Annotated in this window: 19 protein-coding genes; 13 read left to right on the top strand and 6 right to left on the bottom strand. The window is 50.7% G+C overall.

The window, feature by feature from the left end; genetic code table 11:
* Positions 1-180 precede the first annotated feature (180 nt).
* The 6 genes from queF (at position 181) to HKT17_RS07915 (ending at position 5,904) form a co-directional block, all read left to right on the top strand.
* A complete protein-coding gene (gene queF, locus HKT17_RS07890; protein WP_105029129.1) occupies positions 181-600 on the top strand; it encodes a preQ(1) synthase in 420 nt (139 codons plus the stop codon).
* Between the two features lie 67 nt (positions 601-667).
* Positions 668-1,864: a succinyldiaminopimelate transaminase gene (gene dapC, locus HKT17_RS07895; protein WP_171099121.1), complete on the top strand. Its 1,197-nt coding sequence runs from the start codon at positions 668-670 to the stop codon at positions 1,862-1,864.
* Between the two features lie 14 nt (positions 1,865-1,878).
* Positions 1,879-2,709: a 2,3,4,5-tetrahydropyridine-2,6-dicarboxylate N-succinyltransferase gene (gene dapD / locus HKT17_RS07900; protein ID WP_171099124.1), complete on the top strand. Its 831-nt coding sequence runs from the start codon at positions 1,879-1,881 to the stop codon at positions 2,707-2,709.
* Between the two features lie 16 nt (positions 2,710-2,725).
* Positions 2,726-3,070 carry an ArsC/Spx/MgsR family protein gene (locus HKT17_RS07905; protein WP_171099126.1) on the top strand — a complete coding sequence of 115 codons (345 nt, stop codon included), beginning with the start codon at positions 2,726-2,728 and terminating at the stop codon, positions 3,068-3,070.
* Complete coding sequence (prmB, locus tag HKT17_RS07910; RefSeq protein WP_171099128.1) at positions 3,067-3,981, top strand: 50S ribosomal protein L3 N(5)-glutamine methyltransferase; 915 nt, start codon at positions 3,067-3,069, stop codon at positions 3,979-3,981. The genes HKT17_RS07905 and prmB overlap by 4 nt, the downstream gene beginning before the upstream one ends.
* A 9-nt stretch (positions 3,982-3,990) precedes the next feature.
* The gene (locus HKT17_RS07915) at positions 3,991-5,904 is read left to right on the top strand and encodes an ABC-F family ATP-binding cassette domain-containing protein (RefSeq protein ID WP_171099130.1); all 1,914 of its coding nucleotides are present in this window, start codon (positions 3,991-3,993) and stop codon (positions 5,902-5,904) included.
* Positions 5,905-5,919: 15 nt separating this feature from the next.
* On the opposite strand, the gene HKT17_RS07920 is transcribed toward HKT17_RS07915, so the two are convergent.
* On the bottom strand, positions 5,920-7,206 hold the full coding sequence (locus HKT17_RS07920; RefSeq protein ID WP_205882385.1) for a hypothetical protein: 1,287 nt from the start codon (positions 7,204-7,206) through the stop codon (positions 5,920-5,922).
* A gap of 437 nt (positions 7,207-7,643) precedes the next feature.
* On the opposite strand from HKT17_RS07920, the gene HKT17_RS07925 reads away from it, so the two are divergent.
* Positions 7,644-8,288, top strand: coding sequence for a glutathione binding-like protein (locus tag HKT17_RS07925; RefSeq protein WP_171099134.1), 645 nt, complete (start codon positions 7,644-7,646; stop codon positions 8,286-8,288).
* A gap of 76 nt (positions 8,289-8,364) precedes the next feature.
* Positions 8,365-10,044: an AMP-dependent synthetase/ligase gene (locus HKT17_RS07930; protein WP_171099135.1), complete on the top strand. Its 1,680-nt coding sequence runs from the start codon at positions 8,365-8,367 to the stop codon at positions 10,042-10,044.
* A 63-nt stretch (positions 10,045-10,107) separates the two neighbouring features.
* On the opposite strand, the gene HKT17_RS07935 is transcribed toward HKT17_RS07930, so the two are convergent.
* Positions 10,108-10,833, bottom strand: a complete 726-nt coding sequence (locus HKT17_RS07935; RefSeq protein ID WP_105029138.1) for an NYN domain-containing protein — start codon at positions 10,831-10,833, stop codon at positions 10,108-10,110.
* A gap of 228 nt (positions 10,834-11,061) precedes the next feature.
* Here HKT17_RS07935 and HKT17_RS07940 point away from each other — a divergent pair, with 228 nt between their 5' ends.
* The 3 genes from HKT17_RS07940 to HKT17_RS07950 all read left to right on the top strand — a co-directional run bounded on the left by HKT17_RS07940 (position 11,062) and on the right by HKT17_RS07950 (position 13,631).
* Positions 11,062-11,454, top strand: coding sequence for a GIY-YIG nuclease family protein (locus HKT17_RS07940; protein ID WP_171099137.1), 393 nt, complete (start codon positions 11,062-11,064; stop codon positions 11,452-11,454).
* Between the two features lie 210 nt (positions 11,455-11,664).
* Positions 11,665-12,234, top strand: coding sequence for a hypothetical protein (locus tag HKT17_RS07945; RefSeq protein WP_105029140.1), 570 nt, complete (start codon positions 11,665-11,667; stop codon positions 12,232-12,234).
* Positions 12,235-12,314: 80 nt separating this feature from the next.
* Positions 12,315-13,631 (top strand): MFS transporter, encoded by a 1,317-nt coding sequence (locus HKT17_RS07950; protein WP_171099139.1) that lies wholly within the window; start codon positions 12,315-12,317, stop codon positions 13,629-13,631.
* 19 nt (positions 13,632-13,650) lie between these two features.
* Here the strand turns inward: HKT17_RS07950 and serS are convergent, their stop codons facing one another.
* The 4 genes from serS to HKT17_RS07970 form a co-directional block, all read right to left on the bottom strand.
* A complete protein-coding gene (serS, locus tag HKT17_RS07955) occupies positions 13,651-14,940 on the bottom strand; it encodes a serine--tRNA ligase (protein WP_171099142.1) in 1,290 nt (429 codons plus the stop codon).
* Between the two features lie 83 nt (positions 14,941-15,023).
* Positions 15,024-16,376, bottom strand: coding sequence for a replication-associated recombination protein A (locus HKT17_RS07960; protein WP_240965731.1), 1,353 nt, complete (start codon positions 16,374-16,376; stop codon positions 15,024-15,026).
* A complete protein-coding gene (gene lolA / locus HKT17_RS07965) occupies positions 16,373-17,008 on the bottom strand; it encodes an outer membrane lipoprotein periplasmic chaperone LolA (RefSeq protein ID WP_171099144.1) in 636 nt (211 codons plus the stop codon). The genes HKT17_RS07960 and lolA overlap by 4 nt, the downstream gene beginning before the upstream one ends.
* 108 nt (positions 17,009-17,116) lie before the next feature.
* A complete protein-coding gene (locus HKT17_RS07970; protein WP_171099146.1) occupies positions 17,117-19,429 on the bottom strand; it encodes a DNA translocase FtsK in 2,313 nt (770 codons plus the stop codon).
* A 108-nt stretch (positions 19,430-19,537) separates the two neighbouring features.
* Here HKT17_RS07970 and trxB point away from each other — a divergent pair, with 108 nt between their 5' ends.
* Both trxB and HKT17_RS07980 read left to right on the top strand, forming a co-directional pair.
* On the top strand, positions 19,538-20,503 hold the full coding sequence (trxB, locus tag HKT17_RS07975) for a thioredoxin-disulfide reductase (protein WP_171099148.1): 966 nt from the start codon (positions 19,538-19,540) through the stop codon (positions 20,501-20,503).
* A gap of 44 nt (positions 20,504-20,547) precedes the next feature.
* A complete protein-coding gene (locus HKT17_RS07980) occupies positions 20,548-21,171 on the top strand; it encodes a Smr/MutS family protein (protein WP_240965734.1) in 624 nt (207 codons plus the stop codon).
* Positions 21,172-21,177 lie beyond the last annotated feature (6 nt).

The following is a 21,177-nucleotide window of genomic DNA, read 5'->3' on the forward strand; positions in this document are numbered from 1 at the left end:
GAGACCAATAGAACGAATAAAAACTTCAACCCACGGGAACTTGAAAACCCGCTGACCTTATAATAGCAAAGCCTTCGCGCTTTACGCCGGGCCCCCGCCCGTAGTTGGCAGGATGATTGAGTTGTTTAACGCCACAAAGGCCAAAGGCCACAACAGGCTAAAAAGGCCCACGAGAGAATTATGAGTAACAAACCCAGCCGTGATTTACAGACTTTTCCGAATCCGAACCCGGATCGGCCCTACCACGTTCACATCGAAGTGCCTGAATTTACATGTCTTTGTCCCTTGACCGGGCAGCCAGACTTCGCCACTTTGGTGATCGACTACCTGCCCAACCAGAAGAATGTAGAGCTGAAAAGCCTGAAAATGTACATGTGGAGTTACAGGGAGGAAGGTGCTTTCCACGAGGCTGTAACCAACAAGATTCTGGACGACCTGGTGGCCGCAACTGACCCCCGCTACATGAAACTAACTGCGAAATGGTATGTTCGGGGTGGTGTATACACCACGGTGGTGGCTGAACACCGCCACTCAGGCTTTCAGCCCTTGCCGAAAGTTGAACTGGATTCCATTTCAACCATGAACCCTACTCGTGGCTAAATGCGAGGGGTTAAAAGCGCGTGGCTATACGCGCTTGGCTTAAAACGATGGCTAAACAGCAATTCCGGTGAACTCATTGAAAAACCTCGACAAACTTCAGCCTTATCCATTTGAACGCCTCAAAGCATTGTTCGCGGGCACCCAGCACACGGGTGGTTTGACCCATGTGAATTTGTCGATTGGCGAACCCAAGCATCCCACGCCAGCGCTGATCAAGCAGGCTTTGATCGACAACCTTGATGGCTTGTCGGTATACCCCGGTACGCAGGGATTGCCGGTGTTGAGAAAAGCAATCTCTGAGTGGATATTGCGCCGTTTTGATGCCTTGGTCGATCCGGAAACTCAGGTTTTGCCGATTCTGGGCTCGCGTGAGGCTTTGTTTTCTTTCGCACAGGTGGTACTGGATGGTTGTGAGAACGACAGCCACGTTGTTTTTCCAAACCCGTTTTATCAAATTTACGAAGGCGCCACCTTTTTAGGTGGCGCAAGCCCTGTGTTCGTGAACATTGATCCGGCCAGCGGTTTGTCAAATTTTCACGCGCTCAGCCCCGATGTATTGGCCAAAACAAAGCTGATGTATGTGTGTTCGCCCAACAACCCGACCGGCGCGGTGTATTCACTTGAAGACTGGCAAAAGCTGTTTGATCTGGCCGATGAATACAATATCGTGATCGCATCGGATGAATGTTATTCAGAAATTTATCTAGATGGCACCGCAGCCCCCATCGGTGGGCTTGAAGCAGCAAGCCGTTTGGGAAGGTCGGATTACAACAACCTGATTGTGTTTTCCAGCCTCTCCAAGCGCTCTAACGCGCCCGGGCTTCGTTCTGGTTATGTGGCAGGCGATGCAGAGCTGATCAAGGCATTTCTTCGCTACCGCACCTACCATGGTTCTGCCATGTCGACCACCATACAAATGGCCAGCGTAGCTGCCTGGAACGATGAAGAACACGTTGCCGAGAACCGCCGCTTATACACCGAGAAGTTCAAAGCCTTCAGCGCCATTCTTGAAGGCAAACTTGAACTGCATATTCCACCCGCCGGCTTTTACTTTTGGGCTGATGTGGGGCAAAGCGACACAGCCTTCGCCAAAAGGCTATTTGAGCAAGCGCATGTTACCCTATTGCCCGGAAGCTTTTTGGGTCGCGAGGTGAATGGATTTAACCCCGGCAGCAACCATGTGAGAATTGCGCTGGTAGCCAGCCTGGCCGAATGCAATGAGGCCGCTTGTCGAATTGCACAACAAATTAAAAACAGTCTCTGACACAGGAAATCACCATGACAAATAATCATCAATCCATCATTGAAGCCGCATGGGAAAACCGTGCAGAAATTTCCCCTTCTTCTGCACCTGCAGAAGTTCGCGCCGCTGTTGGCGACGTACTGGAAAAATTGAACAGGGGTGAATTGCGTGTTTGTTCCAAGGAAAGCGGCGAGTGGGTAACCCACCAATGGATCAAGAAAGCCGTGTTGCTTTCTTTCCGCCTTGAAGACAACAAGCCAATGGCTGCCGGTGGTTTCACCCAGTTTTACGACAAGGTGCCCACCAAGTTTGTCGATTACACCGAAGAAGACTTCAAGAAAGGTGGATTCCGTGTAGTACCGCCTGCCGTGGCCCGCCGTGGCAGTTTCATTGCCAAAAATGTTGTGCTGATGCCCAGCTACGTGAACATTGGTGCATATGTAGACGAAGGCACCATGGTGGACACTTGGGCCACTGTGGGTTCATGCGCACAAATCGGTAAAAACGTTCACTTGAGCGGTGGCGTAGGCATTGGTGGCGTGTTGGAACCTCTACAGGCGAACCCCACAATCATCGAAGACAACTGCTTTATTGGCGCACGTTCTGAGGTAGTGGAAGGCGTAATCGTTGAAGAAAACTCCGTGATTTCCATGGGTGTTTACATCGGTCAAAGTACAAAAATTTACAACCGAGAAACAGGCGAAGTAAGTTACGGCCGAATTCCTGCTGGCTCAGTGGTCGTCAGTGGCTCACTGCCCAGCGCTTGTGGCAAGTACAGCCTGTACTGCGCGGTGATCGTCAAGCGTGTTGATGCAAAAACACGTGCGAAAACCGGCATCAACGAATTGCTGCGCAACGCAGAGTAAAGGAGCATCCGACAGAATGACAGCCAAGGTATACGGAATTCCTAACTGCGACAGCGTAAAAAAAGCGATTTCATCCCTGAAATCGAATGACGTGGAAATTGTTTTCCATGACTTCAAAAAACATGGTGTACCCGCGTTGCTGCTTGACGAATGGATCAGTACCTTTGGGTTGGATAAAGTCATCAATCGGAAAGGCACCACTTGGCGTGGTCTGGACGAAAGCCTGCAAGGCAAAGCCCGGTCACCTGAGGGTGCCAAAGCCCTTCTGTTGGAATACCCCAGCATCATTAAACGCCCGGTCGTCGAATTGAACGGCGTACTCACCATTGGGCAAACCGATTTCAGCCAAGGCAATTCATGAATCAGGATTACACCGCACACATTGCAGTCGACCCCAAAGAACTGCACACCGTTCGCGACTGGGTGCGGTTTTATGTCAGCGAAATGCGCCGTGGTCAGGTGTTTTTTGGCCATGGCTCAAGCAACGCATTTGATGAAGCGATTTATATGGTGCAGTCGGCGCTCAGTCTGCCGATTGGCGATGTCGGGCCGTTTTGGGACGCACGTGTCACCATTCAAGAAGCCAATCGACTGACACGTTTTATTACCCAACGTGTAGTCGATCGCAAGCCGGCCAGTTACATCACTGGCGAGGCCTGGTTGCAAGGACATGCCTTCAAGGTCGACGAACGGGTCATCATCCCGCGTTCCTTCATCGCTGAACTGCTGGCCGACCAATTAACGCCCTGGGTAAATGCCCCTGAAATGCCATTCGAGATTCTTGACATGTGCACAGGTTCCGGCTGTCTGGCGATTCTGGCTGCCTATGTGTTTGAAAATGCGCAGGTTGATGCTGTCGATTTGTCAACTGAGGCCTTGAGTGTCGCGCGCGAGAACATACAGCTGCATGAGATGAAGCGGCGTGTTCATGCCATTGAATCGGATTTGTTTTCAAACCTGAATGGCAAGCAATACGACTTCATCTTGACCAACCCGCCTTATGTCAATGAGGCCTCCATGAAAAAGCTGCCGCCAGAGTACCTGCATGAACCACGCATGGCTTTGGCCGGTGGCGACAGCGGTATGGATCTGATTCAGGATATTCTTGAACAGGCCCCTAAACACCTGAAAGACGGCGGTTTTCTGGTGGTTGAACTCGGTAATGAAAAACTGCATTTCGAAGCGGCCTTTCCACATTTAAATCCCATTTGGCTTGAAACCTCGGCAGGTGACGAACAAGTGTTTTTGCTTAACAAAGAAGACTTGGTCTAAACCCATTCAATGATTCAAATCAACAACCTCAGCATTGCGCGGGGCAGCAAGCCTATTTTAACCAATGCTGAACTCACTCTGTTTCCCGGTGAAAAAGTAGGTCTAATTGGTCACAATGGCGCTGGTAAATCCAGTTTTCTAAGTGCCCTTCTTGGCGAGCTTCACATTGATCAAGGCAGTATCGACCTGCCCAAGGTGTGGCGACTTTCCTGGATTGATCAGGAAGTAACAGCCAACCACCTCAGCGTGATTGATTTCGCCCTGGAAGGTGACCGGGCCTTGCACGAAGTGCGCCAAAAAATTCATGCTGTTGAAGAAAGCGGCGACATGGAGCAACTTGGCCATTTGTATGAAGAACTGGAGAACCTGGATGGCTACACTGCTGAAGCGCGTGTGGCCACCATTCTTCACGGCTTGGGGTTTAAAACAGAAGACCTTCAACGCAAAGTTGGCGAGTTTTCTGGCGGCTGGAAAATGCGCTTGAACCTTGCCAAAGTGCTGGGCTCAAGGGCCGACCTTATTTTGCTGGACGAACCCACCAACCACCTGGACATCGAAGCGGTGGTGTGGCTGGAGCAGTGGATCAAGCAAGTCAACAGCACGGTAATTCTGGTTTCACATGACCGTGATTTTCTAGACGAGGTGTGTACCCACACCGTGCACCTGAACAGCGAAAAACTGACCAAGTACACGGGTGGTTACTCTGCGTTTGAGCGTGCTTTTGCCGAGCGTGCAGACCAGGTTAGCCAGGCCAACAAAAAGGCTGCTGGTGAAATGGAAAAGCTGCAAAAATTTGTGGATCGTTTCAAGGCCAAAGCCAGCAAGGCCAAACAAGCACAAAGCCGGGTAAAGCGACTTGAAAAGATCAAGTTGATTGAAACTTTGCAAGTAGAACCCCATGTGGCAATTCCGTTTATGGAACCCCACAAAAGTCCAGACCCGTTGGTGGTGCTGAACCGGAGCGATTGTGGCTATGAAGGTGCAACGCCCATTCTAAAAAGTATCAGTCTTGAACTTCGCCCTGGCGACCGTATCGGTCTGTTGGGTGCCAACGGCAATGGCAAAACCACCCTGGTTAAGACATTGGTGGGCGAGCTCAACATGTTGGGTGGTGAGCGGGTTGAGGGCAAAGGGCTGGTTTACGGGTATTTCGCACAAGACCAAATTGAATCGCTTGACATGAACGCCACACCCTTGCAGCACATGTCACGTCTGGAGCGGCAAATTTCCGAGCAAAAAGCGCGTGAATTCCTGGCACGCTATCACTTTGGAGACGACAAAGTTCGTCAATTGGTTGGCAGTTTCTCGGGCGGTGAAAAGTCGCGTTTGGCTTTGGCCCTTTTGGCTTACAAACGCCCCAACCTGCTATTGCTGGATGAACCCACAAACCACCTGGACATTGCAACTCGCCAAGCCTTGGCCAGCAGCCTTCTGGAATTTGAAGGAGCCCTGGTGATGGTTTCTCATGACCGGCATTTGCTGGAATCTATTACTGATCGCTTTTGGCGCGTTCACCAAGGTGCCGTGACCGAATTTGACGGGGACCTGGATGACTATGCCGAGCTGCTGCGCAAAGAAACCAGTGCGGAAAATCGCAATGCAAAACAAGGCAATTCGAACAACAAACCTGTTGCAGTTGTGGCAGTACCGATAGACAGGCAAGCTGTGAACCAACGAATCAAACAATTGGGCAATCAGGTTAAAAAACTTGAAAAACTAATTGAGACTGACCAACCCAAAATGGCCAAACTTGATGAAGCTTTGGTCAAATGCGACTACAGCAAACCCGACGATTCGAAAAAAGCCGCGGAACTGCACCATGAGCGCAACTTGATCGCCGCTCGCCTAGAGAATGCGGAAACTGAGTTACTGGAACTGATGCTTGAGATTGAGCAACTGGAAGAGTCCCTAAGCGTGTCGTGAACAGCAATGTGATTACTAATCCAGAATACCTTCCTCACTCAAGAATTCGCGCCATGCATTTGAATTAAAGCAAAGTGCGGGGCTAAGCACCTGGCTGTTCAAGTTCACCAGGTTTTCACGAAGTAGCTGGCGCTTATCGGCACCCGCGATCTCGCACATTTTTGCGCGCACATGACTTTTGACCACATCGGGCACGCAAAGCGTTGGTCTGAACTCCATGTCATGTAAATCATTGCCAAGTACCTGCTCCAGCAGTTCCAGTGAAGACTGCGCCGGGGTCAACTGGCCCTGTTTGGCATCCTGAAAAGCCAATTCAATCAAGCCAATCTGACTTCGCAACAACAAAGCATCGATCGTTCTGTGCAGCTCCAGTGATTTGTTCCGCGACTCGACCAAACCCAGATAAGATGCAGGCAATTTCCAGCTGGGAATGTCGGCCCGATTGATTAACTCAAGACTGATTTTTAGAGACGATCGATACACAGGGTCGATCAAACCGGTGTTCATGTTATGGACAGACGAATTCAGGTCGGCGTCAAAGTCCTGTTCATCATTTCCAATCAAAGACTCCAACACCCGATGGCTGCCCACTGACACTGATGCAGGCTCTCCAGAAAACGCCATGACATGTTCTCGGCTGATGGTCGCTACATCTAGCGGCTGTGAATTATTGGCACGGCGATCATCGTGACCGTACTCATTAACCCCAAACTGAATGTTTGCTTTTTTAGCTGAATGCCGTCGATAAAGTAACAAAGTAATTATCAACAGAACCGCTGCACCCAACGATACCGGCAGCAGCCACTCTTGCAGGTTACGGTTTGCAGCTGTTTCCCCAGTGTATTCATTCAAACCCAGCCCGCCAGTTACATCGCTGGTTTCCCGTCGGCTTTCAATGAGCCCGGCGCCAAACAAATCCGTATTAAGCGATGCCACCTTCACAACTTCATTGCTACCAGCCGTCTCATCATTTTCTGGTGTCTTTAAAACAACTGCGGGAGTCTCGTTCAATGCTTGTTGAGGCTTTATTTCATGTCGCTCGTCTTGAGTCATCCACACTGGTTTGCTGTCAAGCTGTGGCGCTGGTGCTTTTCTGGAATTGGCCAACAAAGAAGAACCTTCAGGGTCAAAAGCAGATTCTTTGCCAGCAGTGCTTACATTAATTGCACTGCCCTGTTCGACCCCACCCTGTTTCAACAGCAATGTCCATTTTGTGCTGAACACGATCAAAGGGCACTCCGACACCAACTCCATTTCAACCACTGCGTCTTCAACAGGTGCCACGGATGTGAATTCGAGCAATCCTCCTCGGCGAATCGTTGGGTCAAAATTCACAAGCACTTCCCGCGACAGGGTACTTTCATAACTGCCTGGAGCGTTTCCCAAAGTGAAAATTCGAGCCTTCAGGCATGTCGAACGCAATTGCGATTCCGTTCCCTCTGGCATGTTGCTTAGCGTACTTTTAAGGTTCAGGATTTGGCCTATTTGCTGAACCCCCACTGGTGTGGAAATTTCAAGGCTGAGCCCCGGGAGGGGAAACAGCGCCATTAAGGCACAGAGAATCGAAAACACCGAAAGGTGAATTATTCGAGCGGCTTGTGTCCAGAAAATCGGCATGTCTACTCTCGGTTCAATTGTTCCTGTTAGCGTTAGCATACGCATGACAACACTCAGTGAGGTATCCTTGAAATGACCTAGCACGAACGTGTTAGCCCACTTGCATCACTGGAGAGCGTTGATTGAATACTGCGCAAAATGAACCGATTCAGGTCTACACCTGGACAACTCCCAATGGCTACAAAATTCACATTGCCTGCGAGGAAATGGGACTTCAATGGAAACCCGTTGCGGTTGATATTGGCAAGGGCGATCAATTCAAGCCCGAGTTTTTGAAATTCAGCCCCAACAACAAAATACCGGCGATTATTGACCCGCATGGCCCTGACGGAAAACCACTCGAATTGTTTGAAAGCGGTGCCATTCTGATTTACTTGGCCGAGAAAACCGGCAAGTTTTTCGGTAATGGTCACCGTGAACGCCTCTCGATCATTCAATGGCTGATGTTTCAAATGGGTGGTGTGGGTCCGATGCTGGGGCAGGCGCATCATTTTCGGATTTACGCGCCTGAACCGATTGAATATGCTATCAATCGATACACCAATGAGGCCAAAAGGCTCTATGAGGTTATCAACAAACAGCTCAACGAATTTCCTTACATCGCAGGGGAAAACTATTCCATCGCCGATATGGCTTTGTATCCTTGGGTTTATCGCTGGCAACGCCAGGGAATAGAACTAAGTGATTATCCTGCAGTGCACAAATGGTATGAAGAACTAAGTGCCCGACCTGCGGTTATCAAGGCCTTGAATGTAAATCTAGAATGAGTGTTCTTATCAATCCTTAAACTGTTCAGTACACTACGGTCAATTTTATAAAAACAGAAATTTGGGAGACCTCCTTATGGCGAATATCGCCACATTCTTGTTTCAACATGACGACACCCCCAATCGCGTGTTGTACCGTCAGTTCATCGACAACGAGTGGGTTGATTTCAAAGTCCGGGAAATGATTGATCTTGCACGTTCCTGGCAGGCTTTTTTCAGATCCATGGGCTTACAGCCCGGCGACAGGGTCGCCATTTGCCTGAAGAACAGTGTTCACTGGGTGGCGTTTGACCAGGGTGCAGTGGCCATGGGCCTTGTTTCAGTGCCGCTGTATGTGGACGACAACGCCAGCAACATTGCTTATTGCATTCAGGATTCCGGATCGCGCGCAGTGGTTGTTGAAAATGACCGCATTGCCCGCAACCTGTTGAAAGAGAATCTGAAAGACGTTCGCGTGTTGTCGATCAAATCAGACATCGAAAAAGAAGCCGATGGCGTGGAAAATGCGGTCCAAGTGCTGAAAAGTCTGGATAAAAAGCTGGAGCCTTTCGAACTGCTCGATCTTGAGCAAAACACGCTGGCCACAATTTGCTACACCTCGGGCACATCGGGTCGCCCTAAGGGAGTGATGTTGTCGCACAAAAACGTGATCGCCAACGTAGACAGCTGTTTCCAGTTGGACATTGCAAAGCCGGAAGACGTATTTTTGTCATTTTTGCCCATGTCGCACATGTTCGAGCGCACTGGCGGTTACTACTTGCCCCTGCGTGTGGGTGCAAAAGTGATTTACGCACGTGGTATCAATCAATTGCCAGAAGACCTGGCAACACAGGCACCCACGGTTCTGTTTGCTGTACCGCGCATTTTTGAGAAGTTTTACGGCCGCATTCAAGCCTCTGTCAAAGACTCTCGCTTCAAGCGAAAGGCATTCGAAAAGCTCGTGGATGTGGGCTGGCGGATGGAACAGGGCAAAGGTGGCATTGTCGATCACTTTCAACTCCCTCTTCTGCGCGCCAAAGTGGCTCAACCTATTCTGGAAAGACTGGGCGGCCGCTTGCGTTTGGCCGTGGTGGGTGGTGCGGCACTGGACAGCACAATTGCCAAGGCGTTTATCGCAATGGGGCTTCCCATTCTTCACGGCTATGGAATGACTGAGGCCTGCCCGGTCATCTCAGTCAACCGTCCCGAAGGCAATGTGCCTGAATCTGTGGGCCCTGCTCTGCCCAATGTAGAGGTCATGCTGGGCGAAAATGACGAACTGCTGGCACGCGGCCCCAACATCATGTTGGGGTATTGGCAAAACGAAGAGGCCACAAAAACAGCGATCGATTCAGACGGTTGGCTGCACACGGGCGACGTGGCTGAAATCAAGGACAAACGAATTTATATTCGGGGTCGAATCAAAGACATCATGGTGTTGTCCAACGGCGAGAAGTTTTCCCCGCAGGATGCGGAAATGGCCATTATTGGTGACGATGTGTTTGAGCAAATTGTATTGATCGGCGAGGGACGACCGTTCATCGGCATGATTGCGGTCACTGCCAACTCCAATGAAAAAGAACTGATCAAACGAGCCAATGAGCGTTTGCAGCATTTGCCGCGCTACATCCGTGTGCGCCGCATTATCACCACCAAAGAACCCTGGACGGTCGACAATGGCCTTTTAACGCCGACCCTCAAGGTAAAACGCGTGAAAGTGATTGAAGCGTTCAAGGATCGAATCAACGACCTTTACGCAGAAGGCATGGGGGATTGATTGTGAAGTACTCCACCTCCCTTGGTGCAGAATAAAAAAAGCCCACTTTGACGTGGGCTTTTTTTATTCTGCAGGCAAATCGTCGTGATCGTAAGTATCGGATCCAATTCGGGCCAGGAAATCTGCTGCCCTGTCTGGTGGGGGGCAGGTCGAGCGCAGCCCATCAATGTAGGAAAACAGATCTTCAGAAATGTTTTGCCACATCGGGTCGAGCACCACATCAACGCCCTCGTGACGCAACAATTCTGCCGCACTTGAAAACGCACCATCTCCGGTCAGCAAGACCACCTGTTGAACCTGTCGTTTGTAGGCCAGGGTAGCTAGATCTACGCCCATTCTTAATTCAATCCCCTTGGGGTGGGAATCGGGGGTGAAGTCCTCATCGGCCAGGTCGTCTACGGTAATGCGTTTGCCAAGCAAATCAGCGAGGGCATCCTCATTCAGTTTCCAGGTATCCGCTTCGCGCGCTTCGCCCAGCTTCACAGCCAATTTCCGTTTTCTTTGCAATTGACGCTGAAACGCCACCCGGAATTGCCCTTCTTTGGATTTTGACAAATCAATTTGTTGTCTGGAAACCGGCAAGGTTACGCGTTGCGTGAACACGGGCGTGTCGTAGAAAAAAATGCGGAACAAGTGGCGCTTGGGCTGATTGCGTTCAAACAAATGAGCGGCTGATAAACGCCACACCAGATCGGCCATGACTTTTGCGTCATGGTGGACTGAACTTGGGAAAATTTGGCGAATTCTGCGAATGAAGAACGGACCATCCACCAGGATAGCTGTAAGCATATAAGCCTTTGATAAATATATAAATAATCAGACCGCCAAAATTATTTTGGCATCAGGAAATAATTGTCCACAAATATAGTACCACCGAATATCCGTCAAAAATAGCGATGGCAGCACCCATTAAGAGGGAGAAACTTGCACAGCAAAATAAGCAATACACATACAATCAATAAGTATTGTACTTACAACCACTTATTGCCCTAAAGCCCCAATGGTGCGGAGGATGAATTGAGCAAGAACACGGACAGTAGCTTGAACGACACCGCCAGAAAGCAAGACAAATACTGGCTTTATATTTTGTCGAACAACAAACCCAATGGCCCCCTTTACCTGGGGGATACCAACTGTCTTGCCACGCGCATGGATGAACACCTGCAAGGGCTTCGCCGTGATTATGCACACTACCATCGACTTGATCGCCTTGTTTACTTCGAAGTCTGGACTGACCATGACAAATTTGTGGCCCGACTTCGCCGAGTGCGGAACTGGCCACGCGACATGCGCTTGCTGTTGATTGAGTCCTTAAACCCCGATTGGGACAATTTGCTACCCCAATTTTTAAATGAATATTCAGTTAAAAGAATAGGAGCACCTGCGAAAGATCAGGAAAAAGCAGCGTGAGCAAATTATTTGGGAAATTGGTATTCCAATTTCTGGGTTCAGCGTTAACAATAATTGAACCTTCTCTTGTAACTGACACACAAATCAGCATGGTTTTCGATTGTTGATTGTTTGTGAAGTCAAGGGAAATTGGTTAGAGCCTCGGTATGAATCTGAAAAACCCCGAGCCCAGTACCAATAACGTTGCAGCATGTTTTTCAGGAGTTCATCATGAGTTCGATTGCAGAGCGTTTGACTCGGTCTTATTGCCTGTTCCACTGGTTACAGGTTAAGCCTATTCCGGATCAAATTCGTTCTAGCATTGCTTACAGCACACTTGAGCAAGAACTCCTGGCACTTAAAGTAAAACCTGAAGATTTGGCTGCAGTGGGTTCAGATGTAACAGATAATTTCGAAGAATCCAGACTGGCATTTATGGTTCGCTACAGCGGACTTACCTGGTCAACCTGTTCCATCTTCTGTGATGCTATTGAAAACAACAGTTGGCTTCAAAATGGCACCCCATTGCTGGTTCAGTTCACCGGCGTGGACGCGAGCGGTCAAGTTGGATTGCCCAAAGTAGCTTTGGGCGATTTCATGTTCCTGAAACCCAGCAATGTCTGGATTGACGACAACCGTGTTGTGTCATTCACCGTTCGCTGGAACAAACACGAAACCCGCCGCATGGAGCGCTTTATCCGCCTGGCTTCTGCCCGCCACGGTCTTGAAGCGACAGTCAGTAACATAGCGCAAAGCGAGAAGTTCATTGCAGCCATCAAGGCCACAGTTGGCGCGCAGTAAACTGCTCGCTTGGCAATCAACAGCCAGTGTTTGATCGGAAAGGCACCTTCGGGTGCCTTTTTAGTTGATAAAGTATCTCGATGCAAAAAGCCAAGCCTGCCACCACAGCCCTGTACGACCTAATCACAGGCGACGAAGACGCACGCGTTTGCAAGGACATTCCTGATGAATCCTGCAAACACCAGCCCGTTAATTTTTTTCTGCACTTGCTTGGCAACTTTTTCACCAAATTGGCTGACGAAATAGCCAGTGCACGCCTAGTGTTTCCATGGGTTCTTGGCCTGTTGGGAGCGCCCATGCTGCTGGTGTCTTTGGCCGTGCCCATTCGCGAGTCTGGTGTGCTGCTTCCTCAGCTGTTTATAGCCGCCAAAATAAGGGCCATAGCACTGAGAAAGTATGTCTGGTTGTTCGGAGGCTTGCTCAGCGGCTTTGCCCTTTGGGCATGCGGGTTTGCATTGTTCCTTGATTTGACGGCAGAAAATGCGAGTTGGCTGGTATTTGCTGCCCTGTTGGTGTTCAGTTTTGCAAGAGGTATATGTTCAGTTGCAGCCAAAGACGTACTGGGAAAAACCGTGTCGAAATCGCGGCGCGGCACACTCATGGGCCTGGCCACGAGTGTTTCGGGGCTGTTTACCTTGCTCTTGGGGCTCAATCTGGGTTTCTACAATCAAATCAAAAACAATGAATTGATCCTGGCCAGTCTTTTTGGCATTGCTGGGCTGTGCTGGATTGTCGCTTCTTTCGCGATTTGGGCGATCCGGGAAGAGCCGGGCGCAACCGCAGGAGGCGGCAATGCGGGCATTGAGGCTTTGAAATCGCTTCGTTTGTTGAAAGATGACAAACCTTTTCGCAACTTCGTGATTGTTCGCACCCTGTTATTGAGCGTGTCGCTGGGTGCACCCATGCTGATCATTCTCGCCCAGGACGCCCTGGGCAACGCCGCTTTGATCGGCCTGTTTTTGATCGTTTCTGGCCTGGCCAACACCGCGTCGGGCTATTTGTGGGGACGTTTGGCCGATTATTCAAGCCGCACCTTGATGGCAATCGCCAGTGCAATCAACGCCGCGGTAGGCATTGCTGTACTGCTGGTTTTGCAATTTGAAATTGAATTCAGCGCATTGGTGCTGTTTACCGGTGCTTATTTCCTGACTTCGGTGTGCCTGGCAGGTGTGCGTTTGGGCAGAAAAACCCTGCTTGTGGACATGGCCACTGCAGAAACCCGCTCTGCTTATGTTGCTGTCAGCAACACGGCGATCGGGTTTCTAATCCTGATTGTGGGGGCGGTGGTCAGCTTGCTGGCTGGGCAAAACACACACGCCATGTTGTGGACCTTTAGCGTTCTGTCTGCACTGGCCTGCGTGCTTTGCCCCCTGCTTCTGCCGGCACAACGGGCCTGAAAGCAAAAGTTGGGCAATTTTATGGGTTAAGTACAGCTTTTCCGCCCATGTAGGGCTGAAGAACTTCAGGCACCGTTACCGAGCCGTCGGCTTGTTGATAATTCTCAAGCACCGCCACCAAGGTACGCCCAACCGCCAAGCCCGAACCATTTAAAGTATGCACAAACTCGGTTTTACCTGCCTCGTTTTTAAAGCGGGCTTTCATGCGACGCGCCTGGAAGCTTTCGCAGTTTGAACAAGACGAAATTTCACGGTAAGTATTTTGGGCAGGCAACCACACTTCAATGTCGTGCGTGCGGGTAGAGCCAAAGCCCATATCACCAGTGCACAGAACGATAACCCGGTAAGGCAGCCCCAGCTTTTGTAGAATATTTTCAGCATGCTGGGTCATTTCATCCAGTGCTGCATAGGAGTTTTCCGGGTTTTCAATGCGCACCATTTCTACTTTGTCGAATTGGTGCTGGCGAATCAGACCGCGGGTGTCACGGCCATAGCTACCTGCCTCGGAGCGGAAACAGGGTGAATGTGCGGTCATTTTGATGGGCAAATCACCTGCTTTCAACATTTGGTCAGCCACCAAGTTGGTCAAGGTAACTTCGGCGGTCGGAATTAGATACAAAGGTTCAGAAGTTCCCTCTTCTCCGCCTTTCTTGACTGAAAACAGGTCTTCAGCAAACTTCGGAAGCTGTCCGGTGCCTTTCAGGGTTTCACCACGCACAATGTAAGGGGTGTAATGCTCTGTGTAGCCATGTTGCTCGGTGTGGGTATCGAGCATGAACTGCGCCAATGCCCGGTGCAGTTTGGCGATTTGCCCCTTCAGTACGGCAAAACGTGAACCTGACAAATTGGCAGCCGTTTCAAAATCAAGGCCAAGTTTCTCGCCCAAGTCCACATGGTCTTTCACCTGGAAATCAAACTTGGCAGGGGTGCCCCAGCGGCGCAATTCCAAATTATCGTCTTCGGATTTGCCTATCGGCACTGATTCATGCGGCAGGTTTGGAATGTTCAACAAAAAGGAATTCATCTCTTCTTGCAGGGCGGTCAAGTCGGTTTCATTGCGCTTCAATTCATCGCCCAAACCCGCCACCTCGGCCATTACCACGGATACGTCGTCGCCTTTGGCCTTCAACTGGCCAATTTGCTTGGACATGCTGTTTCGCTTCGCCTGCAATTCTTCAGTGCTGGTCTGCAATTGTTTGCGTTTGCCTTCCAGCGCATTGAATTGCTCAATGTCCAGGCTGTAACCCCGTTGGGCCAGTCGTTCTGCCACATTGGTCAGGTCTTTGCGAAGCAATTGAATGTCTAACATGAAAATTTCTCAGAATGCGGTTGTATGAATAGCGGTGATGGTACTAAAACTTCAAGCCCGGTGTGGGCCGATGTGAGTGCTTCTTACTTTTTTTGGCGGGCTTCGGCGTTGCGTTGGGCAAGCCAGTTCAGTTTTTCTGCAATTTTACCCTCCAGCCCGCGGTCTGTGGGCCGATAAAACTGCGGCGCTTGCATACCCTCGGGCCAATAGCTTTCTCCTGCAGCATGCCCAGCTTCCTCGTCGTGGGCATAACGATAGCCACTGCCATGTCCCAGTTCTTTCATCAGCTGGGTGGGTGCATTGCGCAAGTGCATGGGCACGGGCATGGAGCTGCTTTGCTTCACGTGTGCCATCGCTTGTTTGTAAGCGTTGTAACCCGCATTGCTTTTTGCTGCAATCGCCAGGTAAAGCACGCATTGGGCCAAAGCCAATTCACCCTCTGGGCTACCCAGCCGTTCATAGGTCTGCGCCGCTTCATTGGCGATAGTAAAAGCTCGGGGATCGGCCAAGCCTATGTCTTCCCAAGCCATGCGCACAATTCGGCGGGCCATGTAGCGCGGGTCGGCTCCACCGTCGAGCATACGGCAAAACCAGTAAAGGGCTGCATCGGGGTCAGAGCCACGAACCGACTTGTGCAGGGCCGAGATTTGATCGTAAAAGGCATCGCCCCCTTTGTCGAAACGGCGAATCTGCGAGGGTGCAATTTGCTTCAAGGCTGGTAAATCAAGGCTGTTCAAGCCTTGTACCTTGGTTTGAAGCAGCGTAATTTCCACCAAATTCAGAAAACGGCGTGCGTCTCCATCGGCGTAACTACACAGTGCATCAAAAGCATCGCCTTCCACCACAATGCCAGTCCCCAATTCCGCCTGTGCACGTTTTAACAAATGCGCAAAATCGTCTGCATTCAAGCCATTCAGCACATAAACCTGCGAACGCGACAACAACGCTGAATTCACTTCAAAAGAAGGGTTTTCCGTGGTCGCGCCAATAAAGGTGACCAAACCCGATTCAACAAACGGCAACAGGGCATCTTGCTGTGATTTATTGAAGCGGTGAATTTCATCGATGAACAAAATGGTGGATTTACCCACCTTGGCATACTCGCCTGCCTGTTCAATTGCAGCGCGAATTTCCTTGACCCCGGAAAGCACTGCCGACAAAGCAATAAATTGCGCCTTGGCTGCACCAGCCAGCAGCCGTGCCAAAGTGGTTTTACCCACACCAGGTGGACCCCACAAAATCAGGGAATGAACATGTTGTTGCTCGAACAGCAAGGTAAGTGGTTTGCCTGGCCCTAACAAGTGTGTTTGGCCGACTACATCGGCAAGCTGGTTTGGACGGATGCGCTCGGCAAGCGGTACCGAGCCCGTCACAGCGCTTTGATTTGGGGGCAAAGAGGGATTCTCGGTGCTAACGCCAAACAAGTCGGGGGTCATTGCGTTTTGATAAGGTCTACACCCGCTGGGGCTTTGAAATCAAAATAACTGGCAGGTCTTTGCCTGGAGAAATCCCAATTGCTCAATTCCAGCTGGGTAACCTGGCCCAAAGCGTCATGAATTTCCAGGTTCACTGGCAAGCCGTCTTTCCAGCCAATACGGGCGTAGTCGAACAGGTTGTCCTTGTCTTTCGGACGAATGACTAGCCATTCCTTGCCGTCTTTCATGCCTTCATCTTTAAGATTAAACAACTTGTCAACGTCTTTACTGCCGAACAACAGGGCGACAGGTGTTGAATCCATGGCATTGCCAATGGGCTTTTGTGTGGCGTGACCCATGTCTTCATCGTAAGAAACCACGCTGCTGCCATTGGAGAGCAACAGCAAGGGATAGGGTTTCTTGATTTCCCAACGGAATTTGCCAGGCCGTGAAAAAGAAAATTCACCTGTACCGCGTTGTTTCACCGCGCCGCTGGGAGAAATAACCACTTGTGAAAACTGACCTTCGGCGAAGCCCCGGTTTTTTACAAAGTTGTTCAACGCCTCTTGGGCAGACGCCCAAGCCGACCCAAGTGCGCCAGCACTCAAAGCCGCAGCCAGGATTGATCGAAACAAGAATTGTTGAATTCGCATTAATTTCTACTTCCTTTAAGGTGCCTCACCCTGAATAACGCATGTTGTTGCCCGGGGTAAACAGGCTTTACCGAACTTAATGGATGAATGCTGAATTAATCGTCATGATTATTCATCATCCTGGCCCGCCTCGGTTCGCGCCAGAATTTCGCGGTTGCCGTTGGACTGCATGGCCGATACCAAGCCCGCCTGTTCCATGCTTTCCAGCAGGCGTGCTGCACGGTTGTATCCAATGCGCAAATGGCGTTGAACAAATGAAATGGATGCCCTGCGGTGCTTCAGTACAATGCCCACGGCTTGGTCGTAGAGTGCATCTTTTTCACCATCAAAACTGCCGGCTGTCGCGTCCATGCTGGCGTTGCCACCTTCCTCCGCGGTGCCGCCCTCTAGAATGCCCTCAATGTAGTTGGGCTCACCACCCTTCTCTTTCAGGTATTCAACCACACGGTGTACTTCTTCATCCGATACAAAAGCACCATGCACACGCTGGGGCACGCCGGAACCGGGCGGCAAGTACAACATGTCACCCTGCCCAAGAAGTGCTTCAGCACCCATTTGGTCGAGAATGGTGCGGGAATCGATTTTCGATGAAACCTGGAATGCAATTCGGGTTGGAATGTTGGCCTTGATCAAACCAGTAATGACGTCGACCGAAGGCCTTTGCGTTGCCAAAATAAGGTGAATGCCCGCCGCACGGGCTTTCTGGGCCAAACGTGCAATCAGTTCTTCAATTTTCTTGCCCACCACCATCATCAGGTCGGCCAGCTCGTCGATCACGATCACCAACATGGGTAAGGTGTCCAAAGGCTCGGGCGCGTCAGGTGTCAGGCTGAACGGGTTTGGAATGCTGTTACCGCTTTTTCGGGCTTCTGCAATTTTCGCGTTGTAGCCCGCCAGGTTACGTACACCCATTTTACTCATCAGGCGGTAGCGTTTTTCCATTTCGCCCACAGCCCAATTCAAGGCATTGGCAGCTTGGCGCATGTCGGTTACCACTGGGCACAGCAGATGAGGAATTCCCTCGTAAACGCTCATTTCAAGCATTTTCGGGTCAATCAGAATCAAGCGCACATCTTCGGCGCCACTTTTATAGAGAAGCGACAAGATCATGGCGTTAATACCCACCGATTTACCCGAGCCGGTGGTACCCGCCACCAGCAGGTGTGGCATCTTGGCCAAATCGGCCACCACCGGCTTGCCTGCGATGTCTTTACCCAAAGCCATGGTCACGGGCGATTTGTTGGTGCTGTACACCTGCGAACCCAAAATCTCGGTCAGCTTCACCACTTGTCTGCGCGGGTTGGGCAGCTCAAGCCCCATCAGGTTCTTGCCGTAAATGGTTTCAACCACGCGAATGGACACCAAGCTCAACGCTCGGGCCAGGTCTTTGGCCAAATTCACCACTTGCGAACCCTTCACACCGGCTGCGGGTTCCACTTCAAAGCGCGTAATCACCGGACCTGGCTGGGCTGCCATCACCTGTACCTGCACACCAAAGTCACTCAACTTTTTCTCAATCAAGCGCGACGTGTATTCCAGCGTATCCGCAGAGACAGTTTCAATGGCCGCAGGCGCATCGTCCAACAGGCCCAAAGGTGGCAACTCGGTTTCGGTCAGTTCAGCAAACAGCGGCTGCTGTTTTTCCTTGATGGCTTGCACCGAGGGCTCGGCTGCCACTGCAACCGGTTCTATGCGAATAGGTTTGTGTTCTTCAAACTTTTCTCGTTTCTGTTCCACTTTTTCAACACGGGCCAAAGCGACTTTTTTGCCTTCTTTGCGGTCAAAGTAAGCTGTGACCAATTCTTTGGTTTTAAACACCAAGCCTTCCAGAAAGCCACCCACGCGTTCGGCCATCACGGCCCAGCTTAGCCCCAGTAATCCGCTTAGGCCAGCTGCAGTGCACAGCAACAGCAACATGACGGCGCCAGAAAGCCCCAGCAACTGCTGAAAAATGCTCGAAATGGTTTGCCCAACAACACCACCAGCGCCGGCTGGCAGACCTTCGCCTTTGAAAATTGACAGCGACTCAAGGCCCATTAAACCGACCCACAACACCACAAAGCCAATGGGCCTTACCCAGGCAATCCACTTTGGCAAAGGTTCGTTGAAACCGGGTAATTCGATGGCATCGACCATTTTACGGGCACGCCACAACATGAAGAATGACAAGCCCAGCAAAGCGTAGGCAGAGTAGCCTGCAATAAAGAACAACAAGTCGGACAAATGGGCACCCACAGCCCCGCCAAAGTTGCTGACAACATCGCTGCCTGATTCATGGGAAAAGCTGTCATCACTGCTGCTGTGCGACACCAGAATCAGAAACAGGTAGATGGAAAAAACAAGCAGACATAGCCAGCGGATTTCCAGCAGCAACTTGCTGATCCGAAGGGTGCCTGTATTTTGTGTGGTCCTGGAATTCACTGTAATAAGAGTAGCCCGCAATGCAGCATATAATTGAAGTCTGTATTCTGACAAAGTTCGAGAGAAATATCTTGAACAGACACCATTTGAAGCACAAAAGAGGTAGCAATGACCAGTTCTAACACGCCACGCCACGCCAAAGTACTGATTTTGGGGTCTGGCCCCGCCGGATACACTGCTGCAGTGTACGCCGCGCGTGCCAATTTGAACCCTGTTTTGATCACCGGCATGGCCCAAGGTGGCCAACTAATGACCACCACTGACGTGGACAACTGGCCGGCCGACGCCGAAGGCGTGCAAGGCCCCGACCTGATGAGCCGCTTTTTGGCCCATGCCGAGCGTTTTAATACCGAAATCATTTTTGATCACATCCACACGGTTGAACTGCAACAACGTCCATTCACGCTAAAAGGTGACTCTGGCGTGTACACCTGTGATGCACTTATTCTTGCCACCGGTGCAAGTGCCATGTACCTGGGCCTGCCTTCTGAGGAAGAATTTGCGGGCAAGGGTGTATCTGCATGTGCCACTTGTGACGGCTTTTTCTACCGCAATCAGGAAGTTTGCGTGGTGGGTGGTGGCAACACCGCGGTTGAGGAAGCGCTGTACCTGAGCAACATCGCCAAGAAGGTCACCGTGATTCACCGCCGCGACAAATTCAAAGCCGAGGCCATTTTGATCGACAAGATGATGGACAAGGTGAAGGAAGGAAAAATCGAGCTGAAAACCGATTACACCTTGGACGAAGTGCTGGGCAATGAAATGGGTGTAAACGGCGCGCGTATTAAATCCACAAAAACTGGTGAAACTCAGGACTTGGCGCTTCAGGGCGTATTTATCGCGATTGGCCACAAGCCCAATACCGACATCTTCGAAGGTCAGATCGACATGAAGAACGGTTACATCATAACCCGTAGCGGTTTGAATGGTTTGGCGACCATGACCAGCATCGAGGGCGTTTTTGCGGCTGGCGACGTACAAGACCATGTGTACCGTCAAGCAATTACCAGCGCAGGTACAGGTTGCATGGCTGCACTGGACGCACAGCGCTGGCTGGAAGCTCAAGAAGGCTGACAAGAGCCCCTTTAAGAAGTACTGCATTGAAAAAGCTGACTTCCATGGCAGATCTTGAAGGCGTCAGGCGCTCGCTCAAAGAGCAGCGCCTGGAGGCTGAACGCCAGGAGAAAATTAAAGCGGCTGAACTCAAGAAGTTGCAGGATGAGGCAAACTTGTTCAAAAAGCTGGTTAGCGATGTTACCCCGCTGCCCAACACCAATCTGAAAATTCACGAACTGGAAAAACCAGCCCCAATTGCCCGGCAGCGCGAGCTTGATGATGAAGCAGTGCTGTGGGAAAGCATTTCCGATGAAATGGATGTTGAGCGGTTTCTGGAAACCGACGACAAACTGTCCTATCGCCGCAATGGTGTGGGTGTGGAGGCCTTGAAAAAGCTTCGAAAAGGGCAATGGGTTATTCAGGCCCAAATTGATTTGCATGGGCTGCGCTCGGATGAAGCACGCACTGCCGTGGGTGAATTTTTGCGATCCAGCGTAAAACATGACATTCGTTGTGTCAGAATCATTCACGGTAAGGGCTTGGGTTCGATTGGCAAAGAACCCGTGCTGAAAGAGAAAGTAAAACGCTGGCTGGTGCAAAAAGACGAAGTGCTTGCTTTTTGCCAAGCCCCACCCCGAGACGGTGGCGCAGGCGCCCTGCTGGTGATACTCAAAGCCCGACAATAACAAGAC

This window comes from Limnobacter sp. SAORIC-580, assembly GCF_013004065.1.
GTDB classification, from domain to species: Bacteria; Pseudomonadota; Gammaproteobacteria; order Burkholderiales; family Burkholderiaceae_B; genus Limnobacter; species Limnobacter profundi.

Bases quoted from the DNA above. Each gene is read 5' to 3' on its own strand.
- dapD (WP_171099124.1), top strand. From the start codon at position 1,879: ATGACAAATAATCATCAATCCATCATTGAAGCCGCATGGGAAAACCGT.
- HKT17_RS07930 (WP_171099135.1), top strand. From the start codon at position 8,365: ATGGCGAATATCGCCACATTCTTGTTTCAACATGACGACACCCCCAAT.
- prmB (WP_171099128.1), top strand. From the start codon at position 3,067: ATGAATCAGGATTACACCGCACACATTGCAGTCGACCCCAAAGAACTG.
- serS (WP_171099142.1), bottom strand. From the start codon at position 14,940: ATGTTAGACATTCAATTGCTTCGCAAAGACCTGACCAATGTGGCAGAA.
- trxB (WP_171099148.1), top strand. From the start codon at position 19,538: ATGACCAGTTCTAACACGCCACGCCACGCCAAAGTACTGATTTTGGGG.
- HKT17_RS07945 (WP_105029140.1), top strand. From the start codon at position 11,665: ATGAGTTCGATTGCAGAGCGTTTGACTCGGTCTTATTGCCTGTTCCAC.
- HKT17_RS07905 (WP_171099126.1), top strand. From the start codon at position 2,726: ATGACAGCCAAGGTATACGGAATTCCTAACTGCGACAGCGTAAAAAAA.
- HKT17_RS07950 (WP_171099139.1), top strand. From the start codon at position 12,315: ATGCAAAAAGCCAAGCCTGCCACCACAGCCCTGTACGACCTAATCACA.
- HKT17_RS07915 (WP_171099130.1), top strand. From the start codon at position 3,991: ATGATTCAAATCAACAACCTCAGCATTGCGCGGGGCAGCAAGCCTATT.
- queF (WP_105029129.1), top strand. From the start codon at position 181: ATGAGTAACAAACCCAGCCGTGATTTACAGACTTTTCCGAATCCGAAC.
- HKT17_RS07935 (WP_105029138.1), bottom strand. From the start codon at position 10,833: ATGCTTACAGCTATCCTGGTGGATGGTCCGTTCTTCATTCGCAGAATT.
- HKT17_RS07960 (WP_240965731.1), bottom strand. From the start codon at position 16,376: ATGACCCCCGACTTGTTTGGCGTTAGCACCGAGAATCCCTCTTTGCCC.
- HKT17_RS07980 (WP_240965734.1), top strand. From the start codon at position 20,548: ATGGCAGATCTTGAAGGCGTCAGGCGCTCGCTCAAAGAGCAGCGCCTG.
- lolA (WP_171099144.1), bottom strand. From the start codon at position 17,008: ATGCGAATTCAACAATTCTTGTTTCGATCAATCCTGGCTGCGGCTTTG.